The organism is Sandaracinus amylolyticus (assembly GCF_000737325.1).
GTDB classification, from domain to species: domain Bacteria; phylum Myxococcota_A; class Polyangia; order Polyangiales; family Sandaracinaceae; genus Sandaracinus; species Sandaracinus amylolyticus.
Map to the genome: position 1 here is coordinate 3,084,226 of NZ_CP011125.1, position 25,556 is coordinate 3,109,781.

The 25,556-nt window shown below is 71.4% G+C and carries 26 protein-coding genes; 12 read left to right on the forward strand and 14 right to left on the reverse strand.

Annotated elements, in window-relative coordinates; all coding sequences use genetic code 11:
* Positions 1-6 precede the first annotated feature (6 nt).
* Positions 7-705, reverse strand: coding sequence for a pirin family protein (locus DB32_RS12930; protein ID WP_053238787.1), 699 nt, complete (start codon positions 703-705; stop codon positions 7-9).
* Positions 706-812: 107 nt separating this feature from the next.
* Positions 813-1,421, reverse strand: a complete 609-nt coding sequence (gene wrbA / locus DB32_RS12935; RefSeq protein ID WP_053238788.1) for an NAD(P)H:quinone oxidoreductase — start codon at positions 1,419-1,421, stop codon at positions 813-815.
* A 96-nt stretch (positions 1,422-1,517) separates the two neighbouring features.
* Between wrbA and DB32_RS12940 the strand changes: the two genes are divergently transcribed.
* Positions 1,518-2,480 carry a LysR family transcriptional regulator gene (locus tag DB32_RS12940; protein WP_053232737.1) on the forward strand — a complete coding sequence of 321 codons (963 nt, stop codon included), beginning with the start codon at positions 1,518-1,520 and terminating at the stop codon, positions 2,478-2,480.
* Here the strand turns inward: DB32_RS12940 and DB32_RS12945 are convergent.
* Complete coding sequence (locus tag DB32_RS12945; RefSeq protein ID WP_053232738.1) at positions 2,463-3,290, reverse strand: diacylglycerol/lipid kinase family protein; 828 nt, start codon at positions 3,288-3,290, stop codon at positions 2,463-2,465. The genes DB32_RS12940 and DB32_RS12945 overlap by 18 nt on opposite strands.
* A 210-nt stretch (positions 3,291-3,500) precedes the next feature.
* Here DB32_RS12945 and surE point away from each other — a divergent pair, with 210 nt between their 5' ends.
* Together surE and DB32_RS12955 are read left to right on the forward strand one after the other, a co-directional pair.
* Entirely contained in the window at positions 3,501-4,235 is a 735-nt protein-coding gene (surE, locus tag DB32_RS12950) for a 5'/3'-nucleotidase SurE (protein ID WP_205627048.1), read from the forward strand.
* A gap of 39 nt (positions 4,236-4,274) precedes the next feature.
* Complete coding sequence (locus tag DB32_RS12955) at positions 4,275-4,826, forward strand: inorganic diphosphatase (protein ID WP_053232740.1); 552 nt, start codon at positions 4,275-4,277, stop codon at positions 4,824-4,826.
* Here DB32_RS12955 and DB32_RS12960 read toward each other — a convergent pair whose 3' ends face one another.
* From DB32_RS12960 to nadA, 4 genes are all read right to left on the reverse strand, one after another.
* Complete coding sequence (locus DB32_RS12960) at positions 4,827-5,696, reverse strand: hypothetical protein (protein WP_053232741.1); 870 nt, start codon at positions 5,694-5,696, stop codon at positions 4,827-4,829. It abuts the gene before it with no gap.
* 4 nt (positions 5,697-5,700) lie between these two features.
* Positions 5,701-6,027 (reverse strand): iron donor protein CyaY, encoded by a 327-nt coding sequence (gene cyaY, locus DB32_RS12965; RefSeq protein WP_075097896.1) that lies wholly within the window; start codon positions 6,025-6,027, stop codon positions 5,701-5,703.
* A gap of 19 nt (positions 6,028-6,046) precedes the next feature.
* Positions 6,047-6,688 (reverse strand): NUDIX hydrolase, encoded by a 642-nt coding sequence (locus tag DB32_RS12970; protein WP_053232743.1) that lies wholly within the window; start codon positions 6,686-6,688, stop codon positions 6,047-6,049.
* A gap of 123 nt (positions 6,689-6,811) precedes the next feature.
* Positions 6,812-8,278 (reverse strand): quinolinate synthase NadA, encoded by a 1,467-nt coding sequence (nadA, locus tag DB32_RS12975; RefSeq protein ID WP_053232744.1) that lies wholly within the window; start codon positions 8,276-8,278, stop codon positions 6,812-6,814.
* A 210-nt stretch (positions 8,279-8,488) separates the two neighbouring features.
* Here nadA and DB32_RS12980 point away from each other — a divergent pair, with 210 nt between their 5' ends.
* The gene (locus tag DB32_RS12980; protein WP_053232745.1) at positions 8,489-10,087 is read left to right on the forward strand and encodes a GMC oxidoreductase; all 1,599 of its coding nucleotides are present in this window, start codon (positions 8,489-8,491) and stop codon (positions 10,085-10,087) included.
* Positions 10,084-10,827, forward strand: a complete 744-nt coding sequence (locus DB32_RS12985; protein ID WP_053232746.1) for a hypothetical protein — start codon at positions 10,084-10,086, stop codon at positions 10,825-10,827. The genes DB32_RS12980 and DB32_RS12985 overlap by 4 nt, the downstream gene beginning before the upstream one ends.
* Before the next feature lie 7 nt (positions 10,828-10,834).
* Here DB32_RS12985 and DB32_RS12990 read toward each other — a convergent pair whose 3' ends face one another.
* Together DB32_RS12990 and DB32_RS12995 are read right to left on the reverse strand one after the other, a co-directional pair.
* A complete protein-coding gene (locus DB32_RS12990) occupies positions 10,835-11,245 on the reverse strand; it encodes a hypothetical protein (RefSeq protein WP_053232747.1) in 411 nt (136 codons plus the stop codon).
* A 51-nt stretch (positions 11,246-11,296) separates the two neighbouring features.
* The gene (locus DB32_RS12995) at positions 11,297-11,869 is read right to left on the reverse strand and encodes a hypothetical protein (protein WP_169791433.1); all 573 of its coding nucleotides are present in this window, start codon (positions 11,867-11,869) and stop codon (positions 11,297-11,299) included.
* An 80-nt stretch (positions 11,870-11,949) separates the two neighbouring features.
* Here DB32_RS12995 and DB32_RS13000 point away from each other — a divergent pair, with 80 nt between their 5' ends.
* Both DB32_RS13000 and DB32_RS13005 read left to right on the forward strand, forming a co-directional pair.
* Positions 11,950-12,735 carry a DUF1295 domain-containing protein gene (locus DB32_RS13000; protein WP_240481194.1) on the forward strand — a complete coding sequence of 262 codons (786 nt, stop codon included), beginning with the start codon at positions 11,950-11,952 and terminating at the stop codon, positions 12,733-12,735.
* A 158-nt stretch (positions 12,736-12,893) separates the two neighbouring features.
* A complete protein-coding gene (locus DB32_RS13005) occupies positions 12,894-14,150 on the forward strand; it encodes a peptidoglycan DD-metalloendopeptidase family protein (RefSeq protein ID WP_169791434.1) in 1,257 nt (418 codons plus the stop codon).
* 321 nt (positions 14,151-14,471) lie between these two features.
* Here DB32_RS13005 and DB32_RS13010 read toward each other — a convergent pair whose 3' ends face one another.
* Positions 14,472-15,140, reverse strand: coding sequence for a hypothetical protein (locus tag DB32_RS13010; protein ID WP_053232750.1), 669 nt, complete (start codon positions 15,138-15,140; stop codon positions 14,472-14,474).
* 80 nt (positions 15,141-15,220) lie between these two features.
* Between DB32_RS13010 and purB the strand changes: the two genes are divergently transcribed.
* A complete protein-coding gene (purB, locus tag DB32_RS13015) occupies positions 15,221-16,519 on the forward strand; it encodes an adenylosuccinate lyase (protein WP_053232751.1) in 1,299 nt (432 codons plus the stop codon).
* A gap of 58 nt (positions 16,520-16,577) precedes the next feature.
* Here purB and istB read toward each other — a convergent pair whose 3' ends face one another.
* Together istB and istA are read right to left on the reverse strand one after the other, a co-directional pair.
* A complete protein-coding gene (istB, locus tag DB32_RS13020) occupies positions 16,578-17,702 on the reverse strand; it encodes an IS21-like element helper ATPase IstB (RefSeq protein ID WP_053232752.1) in 1,125 nt (374 codons plus the stop codon).
* Positions 17,699-19,291: an IS21 family transposase gene (gene istA / locus DB32_RS13025; protein WP_053232753.1), complete on the reverse strand. Its 1,593-nt coding sequence runs from the start codon at positions 19,289-19,291 to the stop codon at positions 17,699-17,701. Before istA ends, istB begins: the two co-directional genes overlap by 4 nt.
* Before the next feature lie 483 nt (positions 19,292-19,774).
* Between istA and DB32_RS46665 the strand changes: the two genes are divergently transcribed.
* Together DB32_RS46665 and DB32_RS46670 are read left to right on the forward strand one after the other, a co-directional pair.
* The gene (locus DB32_RS46665) at positions 19,775-20,581 is read left to right on the forward strand and encodes a tetratricopeptide repeat protein (RefSeq protein ID WP_157069004.1); all 807 of its coding nucleotides are present in this window, start codon (positions 19,775-19,777) and stop codon (positions 20,579-20,581) included.
* Positions 20,581-22,464, forward strand: a complete 1,884-nt coding sequence (locus tag DB32_RS46670) for a putative metal-binding motif-containing protein (RefSeq protein ID WP_053232755.1) — start codon at positions 20,581-20,583, stop codon at positions 22,462-22,464. Before DB32_RS46665 ends, DB32_RS46670 begins: the two co-directional genes overlap by 1 nt.
* A 22-nt stretch (positions 22,465-22,486) precedes the next feature.
* Here DB32_RS46670 and DB32_RS13040 read toward each other — a convergent pair whose 3' ends face one another.
* A complete protein-coding gene (locus tag DB32_RS13040; RefSeq protein WP_083458501.1) occupies positions 22,487-23,488 on the reverse strand; it encodes a DUF1517 domain-containing protein in 1,002 nt (333 codons plus the stop codon).
* Between the two features lie 61 nt (positions 23,489-23,549).
* On the opposite strand from DB32_RS13040, the gene DB32_RS13045 reads away from it, so the two are divergent.
* On the forward strand, positions 23,550-24,536 hold the full coding sequence (locus DB32_RS13045; RefSeq protein ID WP_053232757.1) for a phosphoribosylaminoimidazolesuccinocarboxamide synthase: 987 nt from the start codon (positions 23,550-23,552) through the stop codon (positions 24,534-24,536).
* A gap of 75 nt (positions 24,537-24,611) precedes the next feature.
* Positions 24,612-24,854, forward strand: a complete 243-nt coding sequence (gene purS / locus DB32_RS13050; protein WP_053232758.1) for a phosphoribosylformylglycinamidine synthase subunit PurS — start codon at positions 24,612-24,614, stop codon at positions 24,852-24,854.
* Positions 24,855-24,856: 2 nt separating this feature from the next.
* Here the strand turns inward: purS and DB32_RS13055 are convergent, their stop codons facing one another.
* On the reverse strand, positions 24,857-25,549 hold the full coding sequence (locus DB32_RS13055; protein ID WP_053232759.1) for a protein kinase domain-containing protein: 693 nt from the start codon (positions 25,547-25,549) through the stop codon (positions 24,857-24,859).
* Between the last annotated feature and the right edge of the window lie 7 nt (positions 25,550-25,556).

Here is a 25,556-nt window from a genome sequence, read left to right on the forward strand (position 1 = left end):
CCCGGCTCACGCGAGATCGAACACCAGCACTTCGCTGTCCTCGCGCCCTTCGAGCGCGAGCCGCGTTTCCTCGCTGAGCGACGCGCCGTCGCCCTCGCGCAGCGTTTGATCGCCGAGCTGGACCGAGCCGCGCGCGACCTGCACCCACGCGTGACGCCCGGGGCGCAGCGCGAGCTCCGCGCGCTCTCCCGCGCCGAGCAGCGACGCGTACAGATCGACGTCCTGGTGCACGCGGATCGAGCCCTCGCGTCCGTCGCGCGACGCGACGAGGCGCAGGCGACCGCGTCGCTCCGCCTCGTCGAAGCGCTTCTGCTCGTACGAGGGCGCGAGCCCGCCGCGCTCGGGCACGATCCAGATCTGCAGGAAGCGCGTGCCCGCGTCGGCCTGCGGGTTGTACTCGCTGTGCAGCACGCCGCTGCCCGCGCTCATGCGCTGCACGTCACCGGGGCGGATGACCGAGCCGGTGCCCATGCTGTCGCGGTGCTCGAGCGCGCCCTCGAGCACGTACGACAGGATCTCCATGTCGCGGTGCCCGTGGGTCGGAAACCCTGCGCCCGCGGTCACGCGATCGTCGTTGATCACGCGCAGCGCGCGGAAGCCCACGTGGCGCGCATCGTAGTGCCCGCCGAACGAGAACGTGTGACGGCTGTCGAGCCAGCCCATGTCGGTGTGGAACCGATCGTCGGCCCTTCGGAGCGTGATCATCGGATCGATCTCTCTTCCGCTCGCGACTGTGGTGGTGGGCTCGGGACGACAGCCCGCGAGCAAGGCCGTCGCTCCCATCACGCCCGTGGTGATCGCGTCTCGTCGCTTCATGATCCCGCGCGGACCTTCGCCGCGATCTCGGTGACGCGCTTGCCGAGATAGCGTCCGTGCGCGACGTCCTGATCGGTCGGTCCGTTGCCCGCCTGGCCCGTCGTGACCGAAGGACCGTAGGGGTTGCCGCCCGCGGCGAAGACGCTCTGGTCCGTGTAGCCCGGCGTCACGATCACGCCGCCCCAGTGGTAGAGCGTGTTGTAGAGCGCGAGCAGCGTGGACTCCTGTCCACCGTTCACGTTCATCGCGGACGTGAAGCCGCCGTAGACCTTGTCGGCGAGCTTGCCGTGGAACCAGAGCCCGCCCGTCGTGTCGAGGAACGCCTTGAGCTGCGCCGCGACGTTGCCGAAGCGAGTCGGCGTGCCGAACACGACCGCATCGGCCCAGTCGAGATCGTCGAGCGACGCGCGGGGCTGATCCTTCGTGCGGTCGTAGAACTTCTGCCAAGCGGGGTTCGACGCGATCGCCTGCGCAGGCGCGTTCTCCGCGACGAGGCGCACTCGAACCTCGGCGCCGGCGGCCTTCGCGCCCTCCGCGACGGCGTTCGCCATCGCCTCGTTGGTGCCCGTCGACGAGTAGTAGATGACCGCGACCTTGGTGCCCATTTCGTCCTCCGCGAGCATCGAAGTTAGGTCGCGCGATCCATCGAAGGAAGTGACAAAAGGTGGATGCCATCCATCGATTCGTGTCATGGATCGCGCGTGATCGATCCCATCACGCTCGACCAGCTGCGCGCGTTCGTGACCATCGCCGACGAGGGCAGCTTCTCGGCTGCGGCGCGCAAGCTGCGCCGCGTGCAATCGGCGATCAGTCATGCGATCGCGACGCTCGAAGATCAGCTCGGGCTCGAGCTCTTCGATCGCTCGGCGCGGCTGCCGAAGCTGACGGAGCAGGGGCGCCTCGTGCTCGCGCACGCGCGTCGTGTCCTCGCGAGCGCCGAAGATCTGCGCACGCTCGCGCAGGGCCTGGTCGGTGGGCTCGAGCCGTCGGTGGGGCTCGCCGTCGACGCGATCTTCCCGACGGATGCGCTCGCGAACGCGTGTCGCGAGTTCGCGGGCACGTATCCCACGGTGCCGCTGCGCATCCACACCGAGACGCTCTCGGCCGTGAGCGCGCTGGTGCTCGACGGAACGTGTCAGCTCGGCGTGGTCGGCCCCGATGCGCCCGCGGTCGGGCTCGAGCGCCATCACCTCACGACCGTCCTGATGATCCCGGTGGTGGCGCCCTCGCACCCGCTCGCGCGCGAGAAGAGCCGCATCACGACGAAGCGTCTCGCGGAGCACGTCCAGATCGTCACGAGCGAGCGCACGCGCGAGGGCATGCCCGATCGCGCGGTGCTCTCACCGCTGACGTGGCGCGTGGCGGACCTGCACACGAAGCACGCGCTCCTGCGCGCCGGCCTCGGCTGGGGCCGCCTGCCGGGCCACGTCGCGGCCGAGGACCTCGAGCGCGGCACGCTGGTGCGCGTGAGGCCCGAGGCATGGGGCGACACCGATCACCAGCTCGCGCTGGCCGCGGTGCACCGTCAGGACACTCCGCTCGGCCCCGCAGCGACCTGGCTGATCGAGCGCCTCGGCCAGCTCTGCCGCGAGTCGCTCCCGCCCTCGGCGCCTGCGAACAAGCGCTCGTCGCGCCGCAAAGCGAGTCTACGGGCTCGCGCGTGAGCGAGGTGACCCGTCGCGCCTCGCGCGTCGAGGGCGGGGTAGCCAGAGCTCGACCGCGCCCGCGAGCACGCGCAGGTCGAGGTGCTCGGACGGGGGTTGGCCCGGCCCCGACACGATGTCGTCGTCGAGCCGCGCCGACGCGCCCGCGAGGCGGACGTGCACGTGCCTCGCGCGCTCGGTCGGGACCTCGAGCCGCGCGCCGTGATCGCCGGCGCGCAGCGCCGCGAGGTACGAGGTCAGCGCGCGGCGGTCACGCTCGCGCACGAGCACCACGTCGAGCGCTCCGTCGAAGGGATCGGCGTCGGGCGCCAGCCGCACGCGCGGGCCCAGCGACGCGATGTTCATGGCCTCGACCAGTAGGTACTCGCCCGAGCGATCGGCGCCGTCGACGGTGATGCTCCAGGCGCGCGGCCGGTGTCGCCGCAGCTCGTCGAGCAGCACGCCGAGCCCGCGCTCCTGACTCTTGTCTGCGCTCGACGCCTCGTGCTCGAGCACGTGCTGGAAGAGCCCGACGCCCGCGCTCTCCACGAAGAGCCGCTCACCCCACGCGCCGCCCGCGATACCCACGTCGAGGCGCCGCCGGATCGGATGACGAAGTCCCTCGAGCAGCTCCTCGGGGCTGCCGTCCAGGCCGAGCGTGAGCGCGATGTTGTTCGCCGTGCCGAGGCGGACGATCGCGAGCGGGACGTTGCGCCCCACCAGCGCGCGCACGGTCGCAGCGACCGTGCCGTCGCCCCCCGCGGCGACCGCGAGGTCCGGCTTGCGATCGAGCCACGCGGGATCTTGCGCCGGCGATAACGACGCCCGCACGAGACCTCGTATCCCGCGTGCCGCAGCGCGTCCACGAGGTCCTGCGACGGGCGCTGCGCGTCGCCGGCGGTGGTGTTGTGGATCAACCGCGCGCGCATTCGGCTGGCTCCTGCGTGCTCGCCCCTTGCAACGTCCCGCGCTCGTGGTGCGCGACGCAACGAGCAAGCACGCCTTGCGCCCGAGCACGCCGGAGGCCTCGTGAGAATCCTCGTGAGCAACGACGACGGCATCTACAGCCCGGGGATCCGAGCGCTCGCGGAGCTCGCGTCGGAGCTCGGCGAGGTGCGAATCGTCGCGCCGGACTCGGAGATGTCTTCCGTGGCGCACGCGATCACCGCGACCCGGCCGATGCGCGTGCAACGGACGCAGATCGGCGACTTCGACGCATATCGCGTGAACGGCACGCCGGCGGACTGCGTCGCGCTCGGCGCGCACGCGTGGGAGCGGGTGGACCTCGTGCTCTCCGGGATCAACCTCGGGCTCAACGTGGGAAACGGGATGTGGCACTCGGGCACGCTCGCGGCGGCGCGCCAGGCAGCGCTGCTCGGCATCCGCGGCATCGCGCTGAGCGCGCCTGCGCCTGACGAGGGCACGGCCGACTACGATGCGCTCGCGCCTTACGTGCGGCGTGTGCTCGCGGTGTTGGCGCACCACCACGCGCTCGAGCTGGTGAACGTGAACTTCCCCGTCGCGCCGCGAGGGATCCAGTGGACGAGGCAGTCGCTCCGTCATTACGACGGACGCGTGGTGCCCGACCGCGCTCCCTACGGCCGCGAGCTCTTCTGGTTCGCGGCGCTCCCGGTCGAGACGACCGAGGAGGGCACGGACCGGTGGGCGGTCGAGCACGACCTCGTGTCGGTCACGCCGCTGCGGCGCGACATCACCGATCACGCGGCGCTGCGCCGCGAGCTCGAGGGCGACGCGGTGGCGCAAGAGCGTCCCTGACCGGCGTGGCGGACCGCGCCTGCTACAACTCGGCCCGCAATGGTTCACGCCTGGCACGATCTCCCCAATCCCGAGCACGAGCTCGAGCGCGGCTTCAACGTCGTCATCGAGATTCCCAAGGGCTCGAAGGTCAAGTACGAGCTCGACAAGCCCTCGGGCATGGTCCGCGTCGATCGCGTGCTCTACAGCGCGGTGCACTACCCCGCGAACTATGGGTTCCTGCCGCGCACGTACTGCGACGACGGCGATCCGCTCGATGTGCTGGTGCTCGGAAACGAGAGCGTGTACCCGCTCTCGATCATGCGTGCTCGCGCCATCGGCGTGATGCGCATGGCCGACGAGGGCAAGGAAGACGACAAGATCATCGCGGTGCACGCGCACGATCCCGCGTACGCCGACTACAAGGATCTGAGCGAGATCCCGCGGCACACGTGGCGCGAGATCAAGCGCTTCTTCGAGGACTACAAGACCCTCGAGAACAAGCAGGTCCAGGTCGACGACATGCTCGGCGCCGAGCACGCGCACCGCGTGATCCGCGAGGCGATCCGCCTGTACCAGGCGCAGGAGAATCGCCTGCGCGGGTGGGGCTGATCACGCAGAGCGATCGATCGACGAGGGCGCGTCGTCCGCGCGCTCGTCGATCGTGTCGGCCACTTCGCCGTGCTCCGCGACCACCTCGCCCTTCGGCGCGACGTCGCTCTTCGTGATCGGCGCGGGATCGCCGCCGACCTCGGTCGTGCCCGGCATCGCGCGCGTCGCGATCTCGCCGCCGGCGTGGAGCGCCTCGTAGCGGACGCCGCCGCCCTCGGTGGGCAGCCAGTCCTCGGGGTCGAAGCCCTTCGCGCCCTCCATCGGGCGCGGATCGATCGACGCGAGGCGCAGCGGATCGTTCGAGCCCTCCGCGACGCGGATCTCCACGTGGAACCCGGTGTCGCGCTTCAGCAGCTGACCGAATTGCAGCCACGCCTGCGCGATCTCGCGCGCGAGCGCGTCGTGCTCCTTGCGCTCCGGCGCGCTCGCCCAGCGCGCCTCGGCCGCCGCCTCGGCGACGGCGCGACGCCGCTTCGCGATGACCGCGATGATCACGCCGACGACGAAGCACACCGCGGCGGTCGCGAGGAACCACGACGCGGGCCGCAGGTACTCGAGCCACACGCCGATCGCCATGCCGCCCGCGGCGGAGATGAGCACGCCCGCGGGCTCGTAGTCGACCAGCGGGATCTTCGAGAGCGCGAGCGCGCTGCTCTTCGCCTCGGCGAGCCGCTTCATCTCGGCGTGCACCGGCGCGGGCAGCGCGATCTCGAACACCTTCGCCTCGAGGAACGGGCTCTCGGGCACGTCGACCGAGCCCTGCGAGCGCACGTCGCCCGGCTCGAGCCGACGCCACGCGACGATGCGTCGCCGCACCAGCGCGTCGCCCGGCGCGCCCTCGAGGATCCGATAGACCGCCGGCTCGCTCACCTCGTCACCTCGCGATCGCGATCTCGACGCCCTTGGTGCGCGCGATCGTCTCGATCGTCTCGCAGAGCTCGGTCCCGCTGCCCTTGTCGTCGAGCCAGCGCTCGCTGCGCTCGTCCCAGTCGAAGTGCCACGCGCGATCGCCGCCCGCGAGCCACACCTGACGCACGGGGCGCTGCGTGTTGACCACGCAGCGCGATCCGTCCTTCCACGCGATCGTGATCACGTCGCCGGCGCTCTCCGCGTCCGCGTCCTCGATGTCGACGTCGTCGAACGCATCGAGGATTCGCTTGAACGTGCGGTGCGCGAGATCGAGATAACGCGACTCGTCCATCGTGGTGCCCTCTCGCACTCTATCGCATCGACTCCATCACGGCGCGCAATCGCGCGAAGAGCGTGGTGAGCATGCGATGCGTCAGCCCCCACACCACGCGCGGGTGCTCTCCGTCGCCCACGCGGAACCCCGGGAAGCGCATGGACTGGCCCTTCCACACGTACTCGTGCGACGCGTCGCGCTCGCCGCGGAGCATCGGCGCGATCGGCGCCCAGTGGATCTCGTCGACCTCGACGCCGTTCGGGACGAGCTCGGGCACCTCGTGCACCTGCCACACGTACGGCTTCACCACGAGCCCGGTCATCAGCCCGCGCGCGCTGCCGGGGATCGCGTCGTCGAGGCGCCCGAGCAGCTCTCCGTGCACGTCGAGATCGAGCCCGACCTCCTCGCGCGTCTCGCGCACGGCGGTGGCCTGCAGGTCGGGGTCGTGGGGCTCGCGGCGTCCGCCGGGGAACGCCATGTGGCCCGACCAGGGATCGGAGGGACGCTCGGCGCGGCGGATCAGCAGGACCTCGGGCCCGTCGAGCTCGCCGGGGCGCAGGATCGCGGACACCGCGGCGTAGCGGATCTCCGTGCCGGGTTGCGGCGTCCCGACGTCGATCTCGTGCGGCGGTTGCGTTCGCAGCGCCGCGCGCACGAGCGAGAGATCGAGCGGCTGCATGGACAGAGGCGCCTACTCCCCGCGCCCCTCCACGTCAACCGCCGACGAGCGGGACGTGGTCGTGAGCGTGGTCGTGAGCGTGGTCGTGGTCGTGGCTCGGCCGACCACCGCTCGCGTCGATGCTCATGCCGTCGCCGCGCGCGCCGCGCGACGCTCGTGGCGCGTCGTGACGTCCTCGACGAGCTCGGGCGACAGGTGCCCGGTCTTCGAGAAGTGCCGCATGTGCAGGATCGGCACGCCGCCGATGTCCGCCGCGGTGCGGCCCTCCACGAGCTCCACGTAGCTCTTCGGGTGGAACGACGCGAGCGAGTCGTCGTCCGCCACGTCGAGCCTGCGCACGAGATCGATCAGCGCGTCGAGCGAGTTCATCTTCATGTACGGGCACGTCGCGCAGCCGCCCGCGGTCGAGCATCCCTCGCCGCCCGACACGCCCGGCACGATCGCGAGATCGCTCTCGCCCGTCGCCGCGATCGCCTCGCTCGCGACGGGGAACGCGATCTCCACCGCGACGCCCGATCCCGCGTGCGCGCGCAGCGTCTTCTGCGCCTCGCGCACGATCGACGTGATCATCCCCGCCTCGGTGCCGAGCACGAAGCGCAGCGTCTCGTTCCCGCCGCGCGCGACCGCGCCCTTCACCTTGCGCGTGATGAACCCGAGGATGTCGCTGGTCGATCCCACGACGCCGCGATCCGCTTCGCGCGCCTCGAGCGCGAGCTCGAACATCTCGCCCGGCACCTCGAGGTGCGCGGTCACGAACGAGCCCTTCTCCTCCTCGCGCACGCGCCGCACCACGTCCTCGCCGAACATGTGGTGCACGATGCAGTGCCCCTGCTCGAACCACGCGAAGCGCTCTCGCACCTTCGCGATCGTCGCGCGCGAGTGCGCGGGGTGCACCTTGCGGATCTCCTCGTCGCTCATCTCGCTCATCGACGCGAAGAGCTGACCGAGGTTTCGGCCCATGTACGTGTCGGGGCCGAAGAACACGTGCACCTCCGGGATCTCGGCGAACGCGGTGAGCACGGTCTGCACGACGTTCGACGAGGTGCACGTGATCGTCGGCACCACCGAGTGGGCGCGCGCCTTCGTGCGCAGCGACGTGTTGATGTAGACGACGTGCAGCGCGCGCGGCGTCTTCGCCGCCTTCGTCAGCCAGGCCTGGTACGTCATCGTGTCGGCCGCGGCGGCGAGCGAGCAGCCGATCGCCTCGGCGGCGACGCGATAGACGGGCACGTGCTGGAGCCCCGCCTTGTCCAGCATCGCGCGCGCGTTCTCGCTCATGAAGTCGACGCCGAGCACGATGATCGATCGACATCCCGCCTCGGCCATCGCGACCGCGCGATCCGCCATCACCAGCGAGTCGGAGATGTGGATGTGCGGCCACGTGCAGCTCGCGAGCACGCCCTGGAGCTGCGGGTCCATGTAGAAGTGCGCGACGACGCCGATCTTCTTCTCGGCGAGCAGCGCGTCGAGCTCGCGCACGATCGCGGGATCGGGCTGGAGGTACTCGGCTTGCGCCTCGGCGAAGGCCCCCTCGGCCTCGAAACGATCCTCGAGCACGCGCAGCGAAGGGAAGGTCCGGCTCGTCGACATGGTCGGGCGAGTATGGAGCTGTTCACGGACGGGCGGCAGTCCGCGCAGACACGCGCCTCACGACCTCTCGGCAACCTTTGGCCAAGCGGCCGAAAGCTTGTCGCCGCAACGATTTCGATCGGCGTAAATGCTTGTCATCACAATAGTTTCCGGAGCGCGTCAGTTTGACGAACGGGGCTCCTCCGAAGCACCCTCGGCCCCGTCTTCGCCATGCAGCAACGCCGTCGTCTGTTCCTCCCACTGTCCCGCCGAACCTTCGTCAAGCTCGCCGCCGCGAGCGCCGCGTCCGCCGCGTTCGTCGGCTGCGGCCCGTCCGGCGCCGAGGCCGAGGAGGTCGACAACCTCATCATCGGGTCGGGCTTCGGCGGCTCGATCAGCGCCTACCGCCTCGCGCAGGCGGGGCACTCCTCGGTCGTGCTCGAGCGCGGCCGTCGCTGGACCGTCCAGAACCCCGGCGACGACGTCTTCAGCGACATGGGGTTCACCGAGGGCGATCGCTACGATCATCGGTGCCGCTGGCTCGGCACGACGGCGCCGCTGCCCGGCCTGCCTCCGCTGCGCCCGCTCGTGCCGTACACCGGCGTGCTCGAGCGCATCCCGGGCGACGGCATCGACATCGTCTGCGCCGCGGGCGTCGGCGGCGGATCGCTCGTCTACAGCGGCATGATGGTGCGGCCGCGCGACGATCACTTCGAGTCGGTCTTCCCGAGCGAGATCACCGCGCGCTCGATGGACCCGTACTACGAGCGCGTGCGCGAGCTGGTGCAGCCCTCGTCGCTCCCGGACGATCTGCTCGAGCTCGAGCCCTGGGCCGCGTCGCGCACGTTCATCGAGCAGGGCATGCGCGCGGGCTACGACGTGCAGCGCCTGCTCTGCGGGTTCGACTGGGACAAGGCGCGCGCCGAGGCGCGCGGTGAGCTGCCGCCGCAGCTGATCCGCGGCTCGTACATCTTCGGCCTCAACAACGGCGCGAAGGCGACGCTGGACAAGCTCTATCTCGGCATGGCCGAGGCGACCGGGCTCGTCGACGTGCGCCCGCTGCACTGGGCGCAGCGCATCATCCGCGACGGCGCGCGCTGGCGTGTCGAGGTCGACGTCATCGACGAGATGGGCGTGGTGCAGGAGAGCATCGCGTTCTCCGCGCGCCGTCTCTTCGTCTGCGCGGGCACCGCGAACACGAACGCACTGCTCGTCCGCGCTCGCGACGAGGACACGATCCCGGATCTGCCCGACTCGCTCGGCGAGGGCTTCGGCAACAACGGGCAGCACATCCGCGCGCGTCGCGGCGTGGGCGTCGACACCGGCGCGTTCCAGGCCGGTCCCGCGTGCATCATGTTGTTCGATCAGGACGCGCCGATCGCGATGGAGAACGGGCCGGCGCCGCTCGGCTCCGAGATGCAGATGCTGATCGGGACCGGTCAGGGCATCCCGAGCGGGCGCGGTCGCTTCATCTGGAACGCGGCGGACGGCCGCGTCGTGCCGGTGTGGGATCCCGCGTTCGACGCGGAGGCGCGCGCGAACACCGACGAGGTGATCCGTCGCCTCAACGAGATGAACGCCGGCGAGGACGCGACGGCGCGCATGAACCTCGATCAGTCGGTCACGTTCCATCCGCTCGGCGGCTGCGTGCTCGGGCAGACGACGGACCTCTACGGCCGCGTGAACAACCAGGACGGCCTCTACGTGGTCGACGGCGCGCTCATCCCGGGCGTGACGCCGCTCTCGAACCCGTTCTGGACGGTGAGCGCGAACGCCGAGCGCTGCATCGAGCGGATCATCGCCGAGGACTACGCGGAGGCGACGACGTGAGCGCGATTCGTCATGCGATCGGTGGCGCGTGCGTCGCGCTGATGTCGCTCGCGCAGGCGGGCTGCTACGGCAACGAGGCGACGGTGTTCCCGGCGGGCGCGGAGCCCTGGGAGGAGAACCTCGCCGCGATGCCGCCGGCGGACGAAGGCACGCCGTGCGCGGAGGAGCTGACGTTCCATCGCACCGGCTGGCTGAGCGCCCGCTCGGTGCACGCGCGCGCGTGCATCCACCAGCCGCTCGACGTCGTGTGGCGCGCGATCCGGAACCCGCAGACCGGGCGTGATCCGACGACGACGGCGCGCTGGCGCGTGCTCGAGTGGGACGTGGCGCGCGACGAAGATCCCGCGCCCGACTTCAGCTACCGCACGTACCTCTTCGTCGACGACATCATCGATCTCGAGATGGAGCAGGTGTGGCGCCACTACCTGGTCCAGAGCGAGACCGACGACACGGGCGCGGAGACGCCGACGCTCGTCGCGACGCGCTGGCAGAAGGTGTGGGGCACCAGCGCGATCAGCGTGATGGAGGGCTCGCTCGTCGCGCGCCCGTTCGAGGAAGACCCGTCGATGACGCTGGTCGAGTACCAGTACCACCTCGACGCGGTCGCGCGTGACGACCACGCCACCATCGAGACGTTCCTCGGCGTGATCTACGGGCGCCTCAAGCAGGACGCGCACGGCGAAGCGCTCGATCCGAGCGACTGCGACGAGTGCCCCGAGCCGCCCGACTCGTACCTCTGAGCGACGCTCAGGCGCCCGCCGTGCTCGGCGCGCGGCGGGCGACTGCGACCGCGGCGAGCACGGCGACGAGCGCAGCGGCCCAGAGCGTCAGGAGCGGCAGCGACGAGGTCGGCCGCACCTCCTCGGCGAAGGCGAGCGCGCGTCGATCCGGCGCGGTCGACACGAGCACCTCGACGCCGTGGATGACGCCGCTCACCTGATGTAGCAGGAGGACGCCGGTCCCGACGCTCGCGATCGCGACGCCGGCGCTCGCCACGAGGTGCACCGAGGTCCTCGCGTGCAGGCGCAGCGCCGCGGTGGCCGCGACGACCGGCACCACGAGACAGAAGATCGCGCCTGCGGCCGCGGTCGACCACAGGACGTCGGAGACGGCCTCGAGGACGATCTCGGGCGCGCCCTCGACGGCCGTCGTCTGCATCGCGGCGGCGACGGCGCGTGCACAGAGCGCGAGCGCCGCCGTCGTGCTCCCTCAGCTGCGCTTCTGGTACTCGAGCGTGAAGTGCACCGGCACCGGCATCATGGGGCCCTGCTGCGTCGCGGTGACCGTCATCGTCCGCCCGTCGGGCGAGACCGCGTAGTGGTTCCAGCGGCGTCCGAGCGAGTGCCCGAAGTACTGCTCGAGGCGGCCGTCGCGGAAGTGCTGCGTCACGTCGACCGCCGCGCCGTCGGGCAGCGTGAACGGCTGCGCGACGCCGGGGCGCGTCGTGTACGTGAAGCGCGAGTCGAACACGCAGCTGATGCGGCCGTCGGCGAGGAAGTCGAGGTCGATGCGGCGGTTGAGCGGCGTCTTCTCGCGCAGCTGATCGCGCGTCACGCCCTGCAGGAAGAAGTTCATCTCGCCGACCGCGCGCTCGATCGCCGCGTCGATGCGCTGCTGGCCGGTGCGCTCGGGCGTCGAGAGGAACCACGCGCCGTCGAGCAACGTGCGCAGCTCGGCCTCGGTGCGCTGTGGAGGCGGCGTGTCCTGCGTCTGCGCGCGATGTGGGATCGCGACGGCGAGCACGAGCACCAGCGAGAGCGAGAGGGCAAGACGTCGGGCCATCATGAAGTCGAGCCTAGACTGCTCGACGGGCCCGTTCGATTCAATCGCGCCGTCTGCTTCGCGAGCACTCCTGTCGGGGAATGCGCGTATGCTCCGCGGCCATCGTCATGGCCGAGGCCGAGCTGCATTCCATCGCGACCTGGACCGAGATCGGTCTCGCCGCGCTCACGTTCGTGTCGCTCTTCTTCGTGACCGCGCCCTACGGGCGGCACGGACGCAAAGGGTGGGGTCCCGAGATCTCGCAGCGCCTCGGGTGGGTGCTGATGGAGCTGCCCGCGTGCGTGCTCTGGCTCGGCATCTACTTCGCGGGCACGCACGCGCTCGAGCTCGCGCCGCTCGCGCTGATGGCGCTCTGGCAGCTCCACTACGTGAACCGCACGTTCGTGTTCCCGTTCCGCATCAAGGCGGAGGGCAAGACGACGCCGGTCTCGATCGTCGCGACCGCGATCGTGTTCAACACGCTCAATGCGTACGTGAACGCGCGCTGGGTCTCGGAGCTCGGGAGCTATCCGATCAGCTGGCTCTACGATGCGCGATTCGTGATCGGTGCCGTGCTCTTCGTCGCGGGGTTCGCGATCAACCAGCACGCCGATCAGGTGCTGATGAACCTCCGGAAGCCGGGCGAGACCGGGTACAAGATCCCGCACGGCGGGCTCTATCGGTTCATCTCGTGCCCCAACTACTTCGGGGAGATCCTCGAGTGGACGGGATGGGCCATCGCGACGTGGTCGCTCGCCGGGCTCGCGTTCGCGCTCTACACGATCGCGAACCTCGCGCCGCGCGCGCTCAAGCACCACGAGTGGTATCGCCAGAAGTTCGCGGACTACCCGACCTCGCGCCGCGCGCTGATCCCGTTCGTGGTGTGACCGGCACGACCGTGCACGAGCACGTGCACGTCGGACCGGGACGAGAACGAGGACGCGTCGCGCACGCCCGTGCTCGAGAGCCGCACCGAGGCGCCGCTCGTGCAGCCCCCGCGACGGTTCCTTGACGCACGGCGCGCGTTGGGCCGATGGTCGAGGACGTGCGCCGGACCACCGCGATCCTCGTGCTCGCGCTGTCGATCCTGCTGCTCGCGCCCGGACGTCCGTGGCGCGCGCGGCGGCGCGCGGGCGTGCGTCCCAACCACATCCTGACCGAGCGCGTGCTGCCCGCGGACTGGCCGAGCGAGCCGCGCACGCCGGCGCGCATCGATCACGCGCGCTTCGCTCGCGCGCTGCACGAGCTCTGCGGGTTCATGCCGCCCGGGCGCGACGAGCGCTGGGCCACGTGGATCACCCAGTACGCGCAGGAGTTCGACGTCGATCCTTTCCTGATCGGCGCGCTCGTCCACCGGCAGAGCCGGTGTCTTCCCGACGCCGAGAACGTCGAGGGCCCGGGGCTCGGGCTCACCCAGATCCATCGCGAGATGTACGCCGAGCAGCTGCGCGACGGCGTGCTGCGCTACCGCGTGATCGAGAACGATCGCTGGGTCGAGCGCGAGCGCCGCGTCGATCGCTTCCCGTTCGCCGGGCCGCGGCTCTTGATGGCGGAGCCGAACATCTACTTCGCGGCCGCGATCCTCGCGATGTGGAAGGACCAGCACGAGACGCTCGACGGCGAGTTCGATCAGCAGGCGCACCGCCACTGGGTCTCGCACTTCCTCTGGGGCGACGCGGTGCGCAGCGACTGGGAGGAAGAGCGCGTCTTCGCCGATCGCCGTCGTCTGCTCGAGTACTACGGCGCGCACCAGGGCATGGCGCCGCTGCGCGTGCGCGGCGTCGAGATGGGCTGTCCGCTCGACGGCTGTCCGCGCGTCGTGCTGAGCTGGCTCGGCGCGGAGCGCGAGGGCGGGGCGCGCGAGCACCGCGGCATCGACGTGGACTCGCTGCCCGGCGAGCCGGTGCGCGCGATCGCCGACGGGCTCGTGACGTTCGCGGGCGTCGATCTGCCGGGGCATCGCTCGCACGTGCAGGTCGCGCGCGCCGAGGAGTACGAGCGCTACGGGCGTCGCGATCTCGGCGCCGGTGGACGCTACGTGTGCATCCGTCACGGGCGCGGCGAGGGCGACGACGCGAGCCTGCGCTCGTGCTCCATGCACCTCGAGACGGTCGAGGTGCGCTACGGCGATCGCGTCACGCGCGGCCAGCGCATCGGCACGGTGGGCCGCACCGGGATGCAGCGCAGCGCGGCGCACCTGCACCTCGAGATGTACACGGGCGAGCGCCTCGAGGACGCGAGCGAGCTGCTGAGCGGGCTCCTGCTGGGGCGTCCACCCGAGGACCCGCGGGCGCGTCGCTGATCGATTCTGTCGTTATCGCGGCTGATGCGCTCAGGACCGCAGCGCATTCTGTACGTATCGAGGACGCTCCGCTCAGACGCGTCCGGGCGTCGGTAGGGCGCGGACGGCGTCGGGAGGGCGCCCGTCGGACTGATGGGACGGCTCGTTGGTCCGGTCGTGACGCTCGGGCGCGCGGTCGTGACGCTCGTCGGTGCGGTCGTGACGCTCGTCGGTGCGGTCGTGAGGCTCGCCGGTGCGGTCGTGACGCTCGTCGGTGCGGTCGTGCGGCTCGTCGGTGCGGTCGTGCGGCTCGTCGGTGCCGTCGCGAGGCTCGGGCGGGGCTCACGACGGCGCGAGCGCGTCCCAGACCGCTTCGTCGAGCGCCGCCGTGTCGAGCACGAGCGTCGCGAGCAGCGCGATCGCGTCGCCCGCCGACGTCACGGCGTCGACGAGCAGACCACGCTCGACGCTCGACGGGGCGGTGACGAGCAGCGTCGCGGGGCCGGGGTGCGCCGGCAGGAACGCGTGCACGCCGCCGCCCATGTAGCTCGCGGTGGTGCGGGCGCGGAGCAGTCGATCCGACTCCATCGACGACTCCGCCGCGCGCAGCGCCTCGAACGCGCGGCACACGTGCGCCGCGGCGCGCGCGATGATCGCCTCCCGCGTCCGGTCGCGCTCGCGATAGCTGCCGAGCGCGTGCGCCGCGCGCTCGCATCGCTCGGCGAGCTTCGCGGCGGTCTCGGCATCGCTCGCGGCGACGCTCTCTTCGACGGCGTGCTCGAACGTCTGCGTCTCCGGCGCGCTCTCGACGACCGCGAAGAACGCGGCCGCCGCCGACTCCGCGATCGTCTCCACCGCGACGCCCGACACCGCGCCGAGCCACACGCGATGCCGCGACGACGGGCTCGCGTCCCACGCCTCGTCGAACGACGGCTGCTTCGCGGCCCACGCCGTGATCTCCGCGGGCGCATCGAATTCGCGGAGCCGCGCGGCGTGCTCGAGCTGCGACATCGCGCGAGGTTGCCGTCGTCCCGCGCGCCCAGCAAGCAGCGGCGTGCGCGGTGACCGGGGGGCGCTAAGGTCGCGCCGCCATGATTCCCCGCTACACGCCCGCCGACTTCGAACAGCTCTGGAGCCCCCGCCGCAAGTACCTCGCCTGGCTCGACGTCGAGCTCGCGGCCTGCGAGGCGATGGAGCGCGCGGGGATCGTGCCCGCGGGGACGGCGGCGCAGGTGCGGCCGGTCGCGGATCGCATCGACCCCGATCGCATCGACGCGATCGAGCTCGAGACGCGGCACGACGTGATCGCGTTCCTCACCCACGTCGAGGAGCTCGCGGGCCCGCCCGCGCGCTGGCTGCACCGCGGGATGACGAGCTCGGACGTGCTCGACAGCTCGTTCGCGCTCCTGCTCGTCGAGGCGACCGACAAGCTGATCGCGCGCACCGACGCGCTGCTCGACGCGTTCCGCGCGCGCGTGCAGGAGCAGCGCAAGACGCCGATGATCGGGCGCTCGCACGGCATCCACGCGGAGCCGACGACGTTCGGCGTGGCGCTCGCGGGGCACTACGCGGAGCTCGCGCGCGGTCGTGCGCGGCTCGTCGCGGCGCGCAGCGAGATCGCGTTCGGGAAGATCGCGGGCGCGGTCGGCACGTACGCGCACCTCACGCCGGCGATCGAAGCGGACGCGCTGGGCAAGCTCGGGCTCACGCCGGAGACCGTCGCGACGCAGATCGTCCCGCGGGATCGCCACGCGGTGCTCGCGAGCGCGATGGCGGTGGTCGCCGCGAGCGTCGAGCGCTTCGCGACGAACGTGCGCCACTGGCAGCGCACCGAGGTGCTCGAGGCGGAGGAGCCGTTCGCGAAGGGCCAGAAGGGCTCGAGCGCGATGCCGCACAAGCGCAACCCGATCCTCAGCGAGAACCTCTGTGGCCTCGCGCGCGTGGTGCGCGCGGCGGTGGTCCCGGCGCTCGAGAACGTGGCGCTCTGGCACGAGCGCGACATCAGCCACTCGTCGGTCGAGCGCATGATGATGCCCGACGCGACGGCGACGCTCGCGTTCATGCTCGATCGCACCAAGCGCCTGATCGAAGGGCTCGTGGTCTATCCCGAGAACCTGAAGCGCAACCTCGAGAAGACGAACGGCCTCTGGGCGAGCGAGGGCGTGCTGCTCGAGCTGGTGCACAAGGGGCTCGCGCGCCAGGCGGCGTACGTGCTCGTGCAGCGCAACGCGATGCGCGCGTTCGCGGGCGAGGCGCCGTTCGTGACGCTGCTCGAGGCGGACGCGGACATCCGCGCGCACCTGAGCGCGGAGGAGATCCGCGCGCAGTTCGATCTGGGGCACGCGCTCGCGCACTGCGATGTGATCATCGATCGGGCGCTCGCGAGCTAGCGCTTCGGCGTAGGCGGGGGGTGGAGGGTCCGCCGCCCTGTGTGCTCCCGGGCTGCTGTCATGAGAGGGCGCGAGCGTCGGGACGCGGTGGTCGCATCGCGGCGCGCGCTTCGCGCTCTGCCGCGATGCTTCGATCAGTCTCTGGTCGGCCCCGGCGGCCCCCGTCGCACGAGGGCGTCGGACCCTCCACCCCCCGCCCGGTACCGCGGTTCTGCCGCCTCGCTGGGTTGGGGTGAGATGGCTCGCGACCGGTCCGCGCTTCGCCGCGGCCCGGACGCTCGCGGGTAGCATCGCGCTCCGCGCGTGTGCGCGCTGCGCGCGGGAATGGGAGCGCGATGCGCGAAGATGGGAACGCGCTGCGCGCGGGTGCAGGTTCCGGAAATTGTGAGCCGGGTTTTCCAGAAACTCTGAGCGCCTCGGTCTCGTCCTGATCGTCGTCCAAGGCGTTGTCTTCCGCCAAGTGCTTGGTGCGGATCGACGGGCCGTCGAGCTTGAGCAGGCGGCCTCTGTCGAGGATTCGATCGACGATGGCCTCGGCGAGGTCGTCGTCGTGCAACACGGGTCCCCAGCGCTTCGGGTGCTTGTTGGTCGTGAAGACCATCGCGCGCTTCTTGATGTGTCGCTCGTTGACGACGTGGAAGAGCACGTTCGCGGCGTCATCGCCGTACGCGAGATAGCCGACCTCGTCGACGACGAGCACGTGCGGCTTCACGTAGCGCGCGAGCGCCTCGCGCAGCCGTCCCTCTCGGCTCGCGCACGAGAGGTCGTCGATGAGCTCCGCGCAGTTCGCGAAGAGCGCGTCGAAGCCGTTCTGCATCGCGCGGTATGCGAGCGAGATCGCGAGGTGCGTCTTTCCGCGTCCGGTCTTGCCGAAGAGGATGACCGAGTTGCCCTCGGTCACGAAGTCGGGCGAGAGCAGCGAGCCGATGGTCGTCAGGCGCAGCGTCGACTGATACGAGAAGTCGAACTCCTCGACGGTGCGCAAGAAGGGCAGCTCCGCGGCGCGCACCGCGCGCATCAAGCGCGTGCCGCGACGATGCGCGATCTCCTCGCTGAAGATCGTCTGAAGCAGCTGCTCGTACGACCACTCTTCGGTCTCGGCGCGGCGCACGAGGTCACGCCAGACGCGACGCGTGTTCGCGAGCGACAGACGCTTGAGCAGCGGGTCGAGGTCGCTGCTCATCGCGCACCTCGCTTGCGTTCCGCGCGCGGCGTTCGCTTCTTCGCGACGTGCGCTCGCGGAGCGCGCGGTTGCGCCTCGCGCGTGCGGTCGAGCTCGCGCTCGTCCTTCGCGCGGTCGCTCGATGAAAGTGCTTCACCCACCGCGCTGATGGTCAGCGTGCCTCGTGCGACGGCGCGAGAGATCGCAGCGCGCATCGCGTCGTCGTCGTGCTCTTCGTAGAGCGCGTAGAGGCGCTCGACGTGCTCGGCAGAGCGCGTCGGCGCCCGATGCGTGAGCGCCGTGAGCAGGGCGAGCGCGTCGGGTCCGAGCCGAAGCAGCTGCTCGCGCTTTTCGTAGAGGCGCGCTCGCGCGCCGTGCACTGCAGCGAGCTTGTCGGCGCGATGCTCCGGCAGCGACGCGGGCGGGTCGCCAGGCTTGCCGCGCGCGTGCTCGACCTCGTGGCGACCGGCGACAATGCGCAGTCGATCTTCGTAGACGAACGCAGTGCCGGGCACGTTCGCGGCTTGCGGCGGCATCGAGTACGCGCGCCCTTCGAACATGACTTCCGCAGTGGGCCCGACGAACACCGGTACGCGCATCGCGAGAGTTTCCGGAGTCAGGCGCACCGGCCGCAGACGCGGCAGCTCCTGCTGCCGACGCGCTTCCGGAATCTCTGCGGTCGCGCGATTCGGCGTCTCGAAATTCACCTGACGCACCCACGCGGCGAGCTGCGCCTCGAGGTCTCGTTCATCGGCGAACATGCGCCACTTGAAGAACGAGCTCTTCACCCACTTCACCAGCTGCTCGACCGAGCCCTTCTGATTGCCGCTGCGCGGCGCGCACATCTCGGCGCCCACGCCGAGCTCGAGCATCACCTCGGCGAACGTCGTGTTGAACTGCTCGACCTCGCGACCGGGACCGCTCTTGGTCACGATCGTGCGCGGTCGATCGAACACGGCGAGCAGCGGCACGCCGCCGAACTCCCTGAAGTGCTTCACGAGCGTGCGCACCAGCGTCTCGACGCGCTCGTTCGGCACGAGCGTGACTGCCACGAAGCGCGAGTACTTCAGGCGCGACGCGAAGAAGTGAACGCGCTTCTTCGTGCCATCGACGAAGCGAACGTCGACGTGCCCGAAGTCGTGCTGCGAGGACTCGCCCGGCAGTCCTTCGAACCGAACGACGGGCGCGGTACGCGCAGGACGAGCGGACGCGACGAGCGAATAGAACGCGCTCTTGCCGCCGCCGTAGCCCTTCTCCAGCGCGCGCCGAAGCAGCTCCTGCGTCGGCAGATCCGGCTCCTCCTCGAGCCAAGCGCGCACGTCATCGGCGAACGGTGCGGCCTTCGACGGCCGACCGATCCCGCGCTTGCGATGCTCGGCGCGATCATCGACGTGCTCGACGGGCGCCTCGTCGCGAATGCGCTTGATCGTCGCGACCGACACACCGGTCCGCTCCGCGATCGCGTCGAGCGGGATCGCGACCGAGAGCAAGACCTGGATCTCGTGGCGCTTGAGCAGAGGAAGCATGTCCTCCGCGCCGCGCCCATCGCGTCCACTCACCGCCACCGTTCCGAACAGCATGGCGCCCATCGCCATCGCCAGCAGGGTCATCCTCGCTCCCTCCTCCGAGGGAGCTCAGATTTTCCGGAACGCTTCAGCTCAGATTTTCCGGAACCACCAGCGGGAATGGGAGCGCGCTGCGCGAAGATGGGAACGCGCTGCGCGCGGATGGGAGCGCGATGCGCGCGAGGACGACCCGCTTCCTCTCTGCTCGTGCGCGCGCGGCGGACGCGTCGCGTCGATGGGCACGCACATCGTCGTGGTGTTCCTTCTCCTCCTGCCCTCCTCAGAAATTCTCGTCGTGCGAGCTCGGCGGACGCGTCGCGTCGACGGGCACGCACATGGCCGTGGTGTTCCTCGCCCTTCCTGCGCTCCCGAGCGGCCCGGGCTCCTGCGCTCCTCGATGGATGGCGCGCCGTGTGCTCGTGCGAGAGGCCGACGCTGCGATCGAGCCGGAGCGAGCTCCGGGCTGTGGCGGGAGGCCGCAGCAGGGGAGGGACAGCGTGACCTCACCGCGCAGCGTCGGAGGAGCCGATGCACCGCTTCGCCCGACGATTCGCCGTCCTCGCGCTGTCTTGCAGCGTGATCACAGCCGTGCTCGCGGATGCGAGCAGCGCCGACGCTCAACGCCGCCGACGCCCCTCGGGGCGCGCGCGCGACGCGCAGACCCAAGCCCAAGAGCAGCAACGCGAGGGCGTCGATCCGCGGCTCGACGAGGAAGCGCGACAGCTCTTCCTCGCAGGGCAGACCGCGTACGACGCGGGCCGCTACGAGGCCGCGCTCGACTACTTCACGCGCGCCCACGCGCTGAGCGGGCGGCCGGGGCTGCTCTTCAACATCGCGTCGGCCTCGGAGCGCCTGCGCCGCGACGACGAGGCGCTGCGCGCGTACGAGGACTACCTCCGCGCGATGCCCGACGCGCCGAACCGCGAGTTCGCGCAGCAGCGCATCGCCTTCTTGCGCGAGCAGATCGCGGCCGACGCGCGCCTGCGCGAAGCAGCGCAGCGTGCCCAGGGGAGCGACGTGCGCATCGACGCGCGCGAGGAGGACGACGCGGCGGCTCCGTCGGGCGCGCCGCGCGTGCGCGCTGCCGAGCCTCGGCCTGTCGGGGAGCCCACGATCGCGCCGGGCGCGCTCGCGATCGAAGAGCAGCGCGACGATCGCGACGGCGGCGACATCACGGACGAGTGGTGGTTCTGGACGCTGGTCGGCGTCGCGGTGGTGGGCACGGGCGTCGGCGTGGGCGCCGCGATCGCGGCCGCGACCGACGGAGGCTCGGGCCCGCCGGTCGAGGGCGACTTCGGTCCGGGCGGCGTGATCGTCGCGCTGGAGGCGTTCTGATGCGCGCCCGTCTCGCGCTGCTGTGCGCCGCGATCGCGCTGGTCGCGTGCACGTCCGAGGACGACGACGCGACGCGCGTCGTGGTGACGATCGACGCCGATGAGACGATGCGCGCGCAGGTCGCGTCGCTGCGGCTGCGCGTCGACCCCGACTCGCAGGGCGGCGAGGCGACGTTCGATCAGACGCTCGCCGCGCGCAGCTTCGACTGGCCGGCGCGCACGACGGTGGTGCCGCGCGAAGGGGACGCGTCGCGCACGTACCTCGTCGAGGCGATCGCGCTCGACCCGTCGGGCGCCCCGCTCGTGATCGCGCGCGCGATCAGCGGCTTCGTGCCGGGCGAGACGCGCGAGCTGCGCATCGAGCTGACGGCGGCGTGCCTCGGCGTCGAGTGCGCGGCGGAGGCCACGTGCGCTGCGGGCCAGTGCGTCGACGCGCGCATCGCCGCCGCGTCGCTGCCGCGCTTCGGCCAGACCGGCATGGACGCCGGCGTCGACGACGCGGGCACCGATCCCGACGGCGGCGTCGACGCGTGCACGCCGGCCGCGACCTACGCCGACGAGGACGGCGACGGCTTCGGCGATCCCGCGACGCTCGAGACGAGCTGCACGGTGCCCGACGGTCGCGTGACGCGCGCGGGAGACTGCGACGACACGTGCGACACGTGCCGGCCCGAGGGCGTCGAGGTGTGCGACGGCGAGCGCGACGAGGACTGCGACGGCACCGCCGACGAGGGCTGCGCGTGCACGACCGGTGCGTCGCGTGCGTGCCCCGGCGCGAGCGACGTCGGCGAGTGCGTCGCGGGCACGCAGCGCTGCGTCGAGGGCACGTGGAGCGTGTGCGGCGATCGCGTCGACCCGCTGCCCGAGACGTGCGACGGCGGCGACGAGGACTGCGACGGTCGCGTCGACGAAGGCCTGCAGCGCGCGTGTGAAGGCGCGTGCGGCACCGGCACCGAGACGTGCCGCGCGGGCGAGTGGCAAGGCTGCACGGTGCGCGCGCCGCGCGCCGAGACGTGCAACGGGATGGACGACGACTGCGACGGCAGCACCGACGAGGGCGTGCAGTCGACGTTCTATCGCGACGCCGACGCCGACACGTACGGCGCGGCGACGCAGACCGCGCTCGGGTGCCGCGCGCCGGCCGGGTACGTGACGCGCGCCGGCGACTGCGACGACACGTGCCGCACGTGTCGCCCGGGTGGACGCGAGACCTGCGACGGTCGTCTCGACGAGGACTGCAACGGCACCGTCGATCAGGGCTGCGCGTGCACCGCGGGCGCGACGCGCGCGTGCCCGGGCGGCGTCGACACCGGCGAGTGCAGCGCGGGCACGCAGACGTGCACCGGCGGCACGTGGGGCACGTGCACGGGCGCGGTCGAGCCCGCGGCCGAGACCTGCAACGCGCGCGACGACGACTGCGACGCGCGCGTCGACGAGGGCGTGCAGCGCGCGTGCGGGCCGATGACGGAAGTCGGCGTCTGCCGGCGCGGCACCCAGGCGTGCAGCGCGGGCGCGTGGGGCACGTGCAGCGGCGCGGTGAGCGCGGGCACCGAGAGCTGCAACGCGCTCGACGACGACTGCGACGGCACGACCGACGAAGGCGTGCGCACGACGTTCTACGCGGATGCCGACGACGACGGCTACGGCGTGACGTCGAGCGCGATCCAGGCGTGCATGCGCCCGAGCGGCTACGCGACGCAGGGCGGCGACTGCGACGATGCGCGCGACGACGTGCGACCGGGCGCGACCGAGACCTGCGACGGGATCGATCAGGACTGCGACGAGCGGGTCGACGACGGCATCACGTGCATGCCCGACGCGGGCGCGCGCGACGCCGGCACGAGCACCGGGGTGATGGACGCCGGCGTGCCCGACGACGAGTGATCCGAGGCTGCGGCGCGGGCGATCAGCGAACGTCCGCGCCGCAGCCGGGGCACTTCGGGATCCCGCGCGGGAAGGGCGCGCGGCACGCGTGGCAGATCACGCGCCCGCCGATCGAGTGCTCGGCGATGACGACCATCGCGGGATGACGCGCCTCGAGCTCGCGCGTGCTCATCTTCGCGCCCTCGGCGGGCGGGGACCAGACGAGATCGCCGGCGATCATCTCGTGCGGCTGCACGCTGCGCAGGCCGCGCAGCGCGATCGCGAGATCGTTCGCGTCGTTCGCCTGCACGTCGACGAGCTCGCGCGAGGCAGCGACGATCACGGTGATCACCACCGCGCCCTCGGCGGGGTGCGCGCTGGGATCCGCGATGCCCGACGCGTCCGACGTGATCGCGGCCCGCGCTCCGTCGGCGAGCGAGCGGAAGTGGTGCTCGGCGTCGGGCGGCGACATCGGGTGGAAGTTCGAGACCTCCGCGCGCAGCCACGCGACGCGCGCTTCGTCGAGCGCCTGCGCGATCGCGGCGACGTGCTTCACGAGCCCGGGCTTCTTGCGCGCGTCGGCGCCCTTCGCGAGCTCGAGGTAGCGCTTGCGCACGAACGCGCGCGCACGCCAGTCGATCGCGATGCGCACCGCGGTGATGTCGACCTGGTTCCAGAGCGGCGAGCCCGCGGCGGGCGGGCGGCCGAACGGCATGCCGGCGTCGCCCGCGCTGCGCCGCGAGCCGCGCACGAGGAGCCACGCGCCGCCCGCGAGCACGACGATGATCAGCGTCGGGATCGGCCCGACGGTCACGAGCAGCACGCGGATGAGCATGAAGACGAGGTACGCGGCGCCCCCACCGTCGTCGTCCGACGAGCTCCCACCACCGCCGCCGCCACCGCTCCCGCCGCCGCCCCAGTTGCCGCCGCCGAAGCTGCCGCCGGTGCCCTGCGCGAGCGCGCTCTCGGGCCAGAAGAGCAGCGCGAACGCGGCGATCAGCGCCGCGAGCCAGAGCGCCCACGAGCGCGTCGTGATCCCTCGCATCGGGCGCATCGTACACCCCCTTTCGCGCCCAGGTTCCTCTGCTAGTCTCCGCGCCGCCGCGATGCCCATCGACACCGACACGCTGCGCAAGGGCCTCGAGCTCACGCTCGACGCGACCGACCTCGGAGGCCCGCCGCCGCGCGGCCTCGGCACGAAGTACGAGGGCAAGGTCCGCGACAATTACCTGCCCGGCGACGGTCGCCGCATCCTCGTCACGACCGACCGCATCAGCGCGTTCGATCGCGTGCTCGGCACGCTGCCCTTCAAGGGCCAGGTGCTCAACCAGCTCGCGGCGTGGTGGTTCGATCAGACGAAGGACGTCGCGTCGAACCACGTGCTCTCGATCCCCGATCCGAACGTCACGATCGGCATCGACTGCCGCCCGCTCGAGGTCGAGCTCGTCGTGCGCGCGTACCTCACCGGCGTCACGTCGACGAGCATCTGGACGCACTACGCGAAGGGCGCGCGCACGTTCTGTGGGCACGCGCTCCCCGACGGGCTCGCGAAGAACGACGCGCTGCCCGCGCCGATCCTCACGCCGAGCACGAAGGCGGAGAAGGGCGGCCACGACGTGAGCGTGTCGCGCGACGAGCTGCTCGCGATGGGCCGGGTGAGCGCGGAAGAATTCGATCGCGCATCGCAGCTCGCGCTCGCGCTGTTCCGCCGCGGCCAGGAGCTCTGCGCGAAGCGCGGGCTGATCCTCGTCGACACGAAGTACGAGATGGGCGTCGACCCGAGCGGGCGCATCGTCGTGATCGACGAGATGCACACGCCCGACTCGTCGCGCTACTGGTTCCGCGAGAGCTACGAGGAGCGCCGCGCGCGGGGCGAGGAGCCCGAGAGCTTCGACAAGGAGTACGTGCGTCGCTGGCTCGCGGCGCAGGGCTGGACCGGCGACGGCCCGATGCCGCCGATCCCCGACGAGGTGCGCATCGAAGCGTCGCGCCGCTACGTCGAGGCGTGCGAGACGATCATGGGCCGCGCGTTCGTGCCCGACCTCGAGGACCCGCAGGTGCGCTTGCGCCGCAACCTCGGCCTCACGCGGTAGACGCTCTCCGGAGCGTCGCGACCCGACACCGTGCGTTCTCGTCGAGACTCCAACGAAACCTCCGGAGAGGCGGAAATGAAGGCCAAGATCTACGTCACGCTGAAGCGCGAGGTGCTCGATCCCCAGGGCGACGCGGTGCGCCGCGCGCTCGGCTCGATGGGCTTCGAGGGGGTGCGCGACGTGCGCATCGGCAAGCTCGTCGAGATGCAGATCGATCGGACGGATCGCGCGGGCGTCGAGGCCGACGTGAAGTCGATGGGCGAGAAGCTCCTCGCGAACCCGGTGATCGAGGACTTCCGCTTCGAGATCGTCGACTGAGCTCAGGCGATCTCGAGCGCGTCGGCCACGTCGCGCGCGCTCGGGCGCTCGGCGGGATCGAGCGCGAGGCACGCCTCGAGGATCGTCACGATCGCGGGATCGCCGCTCGGCCAGTGAGGCGCGAGCGGGAGGCGTGGCGGTGGCCTGCGCTCTTCGAGCACGGCGAGCGCGACCGGCTGGTCGTACGGCTTGCGCCCGATCAGCAGCTCGTACGCGAGCACGCCGAACGCGAACAGGTCGGACGCCGGACGCAGCGCGTCGGGGCCGCGCGCCAGCTCGGGCGCGATGTAGAGCGGCGTGCCGGGGAGCAGCCCGGTCTCGGTGAGCGGCGGGCCCTCGTCCGATGTGGGCGCGGAACTCTCCTCGCGATCGCCCACGAGCGCATGGACGCGCTCGATCGAGGTCTCGCTGAACGCGCGCGGCGTCTCGACCCGATAGCCGTCGAGCAGCGGCGGCGCGATGTCGTCGAGCGGCTCTCCGTCGCCCTCGACGCGCACCCGCGCGGGCAGCCTCACGATCCGCAGATCGAGCGCGCGATCCCGCAGCGCCTCGGGCACGCGGATCTCGGCGCGCAGCACGTACTCGAGATCGCGGCTCGGCAGCTCGAGGTGCGCGGGCAGCGCGACCGTCTGCTCGCGCCGTCGACCTCGAGCACGGCTCGATCGATCTCGATCACCTCGGCGTGCGTGGCGCACCCCGCGA

Coding starts and splice junctions, on each gene's coding strand:
- DB32_RS46670 (WP_053232755.1), top strand. CDS start 20,581: ATGCGCGCCCGTCTCGCGCTGCTGTGCGCCGCGATCGCGCTGGTCGCG.
- DB32_RS12955 (WP_053232740.1), top strand. CDS start 4,275: ATGGTTCACGCCTGGCACGATCTCCCCAATCCCGAGCACGAGCTCGAG.
- purS (WP_053232758.1), top strand. CDS start 24,612: ATGAAGGCCAAGATCTACGTCACGCTGAAGCGCGAGGTGCTCGATCCC.
- istA (WP_053232753.1), bottom strand. CDS start 19,291: ATGACCCTGCTGGCGATGGCGATGGGCGCCATGCTGTTCGGAACGGTG.
- DB32_RS13045 (WP_053232757.1), top strand. CDS start 23,550: ATGCCCATCGACACCGACACGCTGCGCAAGGGCCTCGAGCTCACGCTC.
- DB32_RS46665 (WP_157069004.1), top strand. CDS start 19,775: ATGCACCGCTTCGCCCGACGATTCGCCGTCCTCGCGCTGTCTTGCAGC.
- DB32_RS13000 (WP_240481194.1), top strand. CDS start 11,950: ATGCGCGTATGCTCCGCGGCCATCGTCATGGCCGAGGCCGAGCTGCAT.
- DB32_RS12930 (WP_053238787.1), bottom strand. CDS start 705: ATGATCACGCTCCGAAGGGCCGACGATCGGTTCCACACCGACATGGGC.
- purB (WP_053232751.1), top strand. CDS start 15,221: ATGATTCCCCGCTACACGCCCGCCGACTTCGAACAGCTCTGGAGCCCC.
- DB32_RS12980 (WP_053232745.1), top strand. CDS start 8,489: ATGCAGCAACGCCGTCGTCTGTTCCTCCCACTGTCCCGCCGAACCTTC.
- DB32_RS12990 (WP_053232747.1), bottom strand. CDS start 11,245: ATGCAGACGACGGCCGTCGAGGGCGCGCCCGAGATCGTCCTCGAGGCC.
- nadA (WP_053232744.1), bottom strand. CDS start 8,278: ATGTCGACGAGCCGGACCTTCCCTTCGCTGCGCGTGCTCGAGGATCGT.
- DB32_RS12970 (WP_053232743.1), bottom strand. CDS start 6,688: ATGCAGCCGCTCGATCTCTCGCTCGTGCGCGCGGCGCTGCGAACGCAA.
- istB (WP_053232752.1), bottom strand. CDS start 17,702: ATGAGCAGCGACCTCGACCCGCTGCTCAAGCGTCTGTCGCTCGCGAAC.
- DB32_RS13040 (WP_083458501.1), bottom strand. CDS start 23,488: ATGCGAGGGATCACGACGCGCTCGTGGGCGCTCTGGCTCGCGGCGCTG.
- wrbA (WP_053238788.1), bottom strand. CDS start 1,421: ATGGGCACCAAGGTCGCGGTCATCTACTACTCGTCGACGGGCACCAAC.
- DB32_RS12995 (WP_169791433.1), bottom strand. CDS start 11,869: ATGGCCCGACGTCTTGCCCTCTCGCTCTCGCTGGTGCTCGTGCTCGCC.
- DB32_RS13010 (WP_053232750.1), bottom strand. CDS start 15,140: ATGTCGCAGCTCGAGCACGCCGCGCGGCTCCGCGAATTCGATGCGCCC.
- cyaY (WP_075097896.1), bottom strand. CDS start 6,027: ATGGACGAGTCGCGTTATCTCGATCTCGCGCACCGCACGTTCAAGCGA.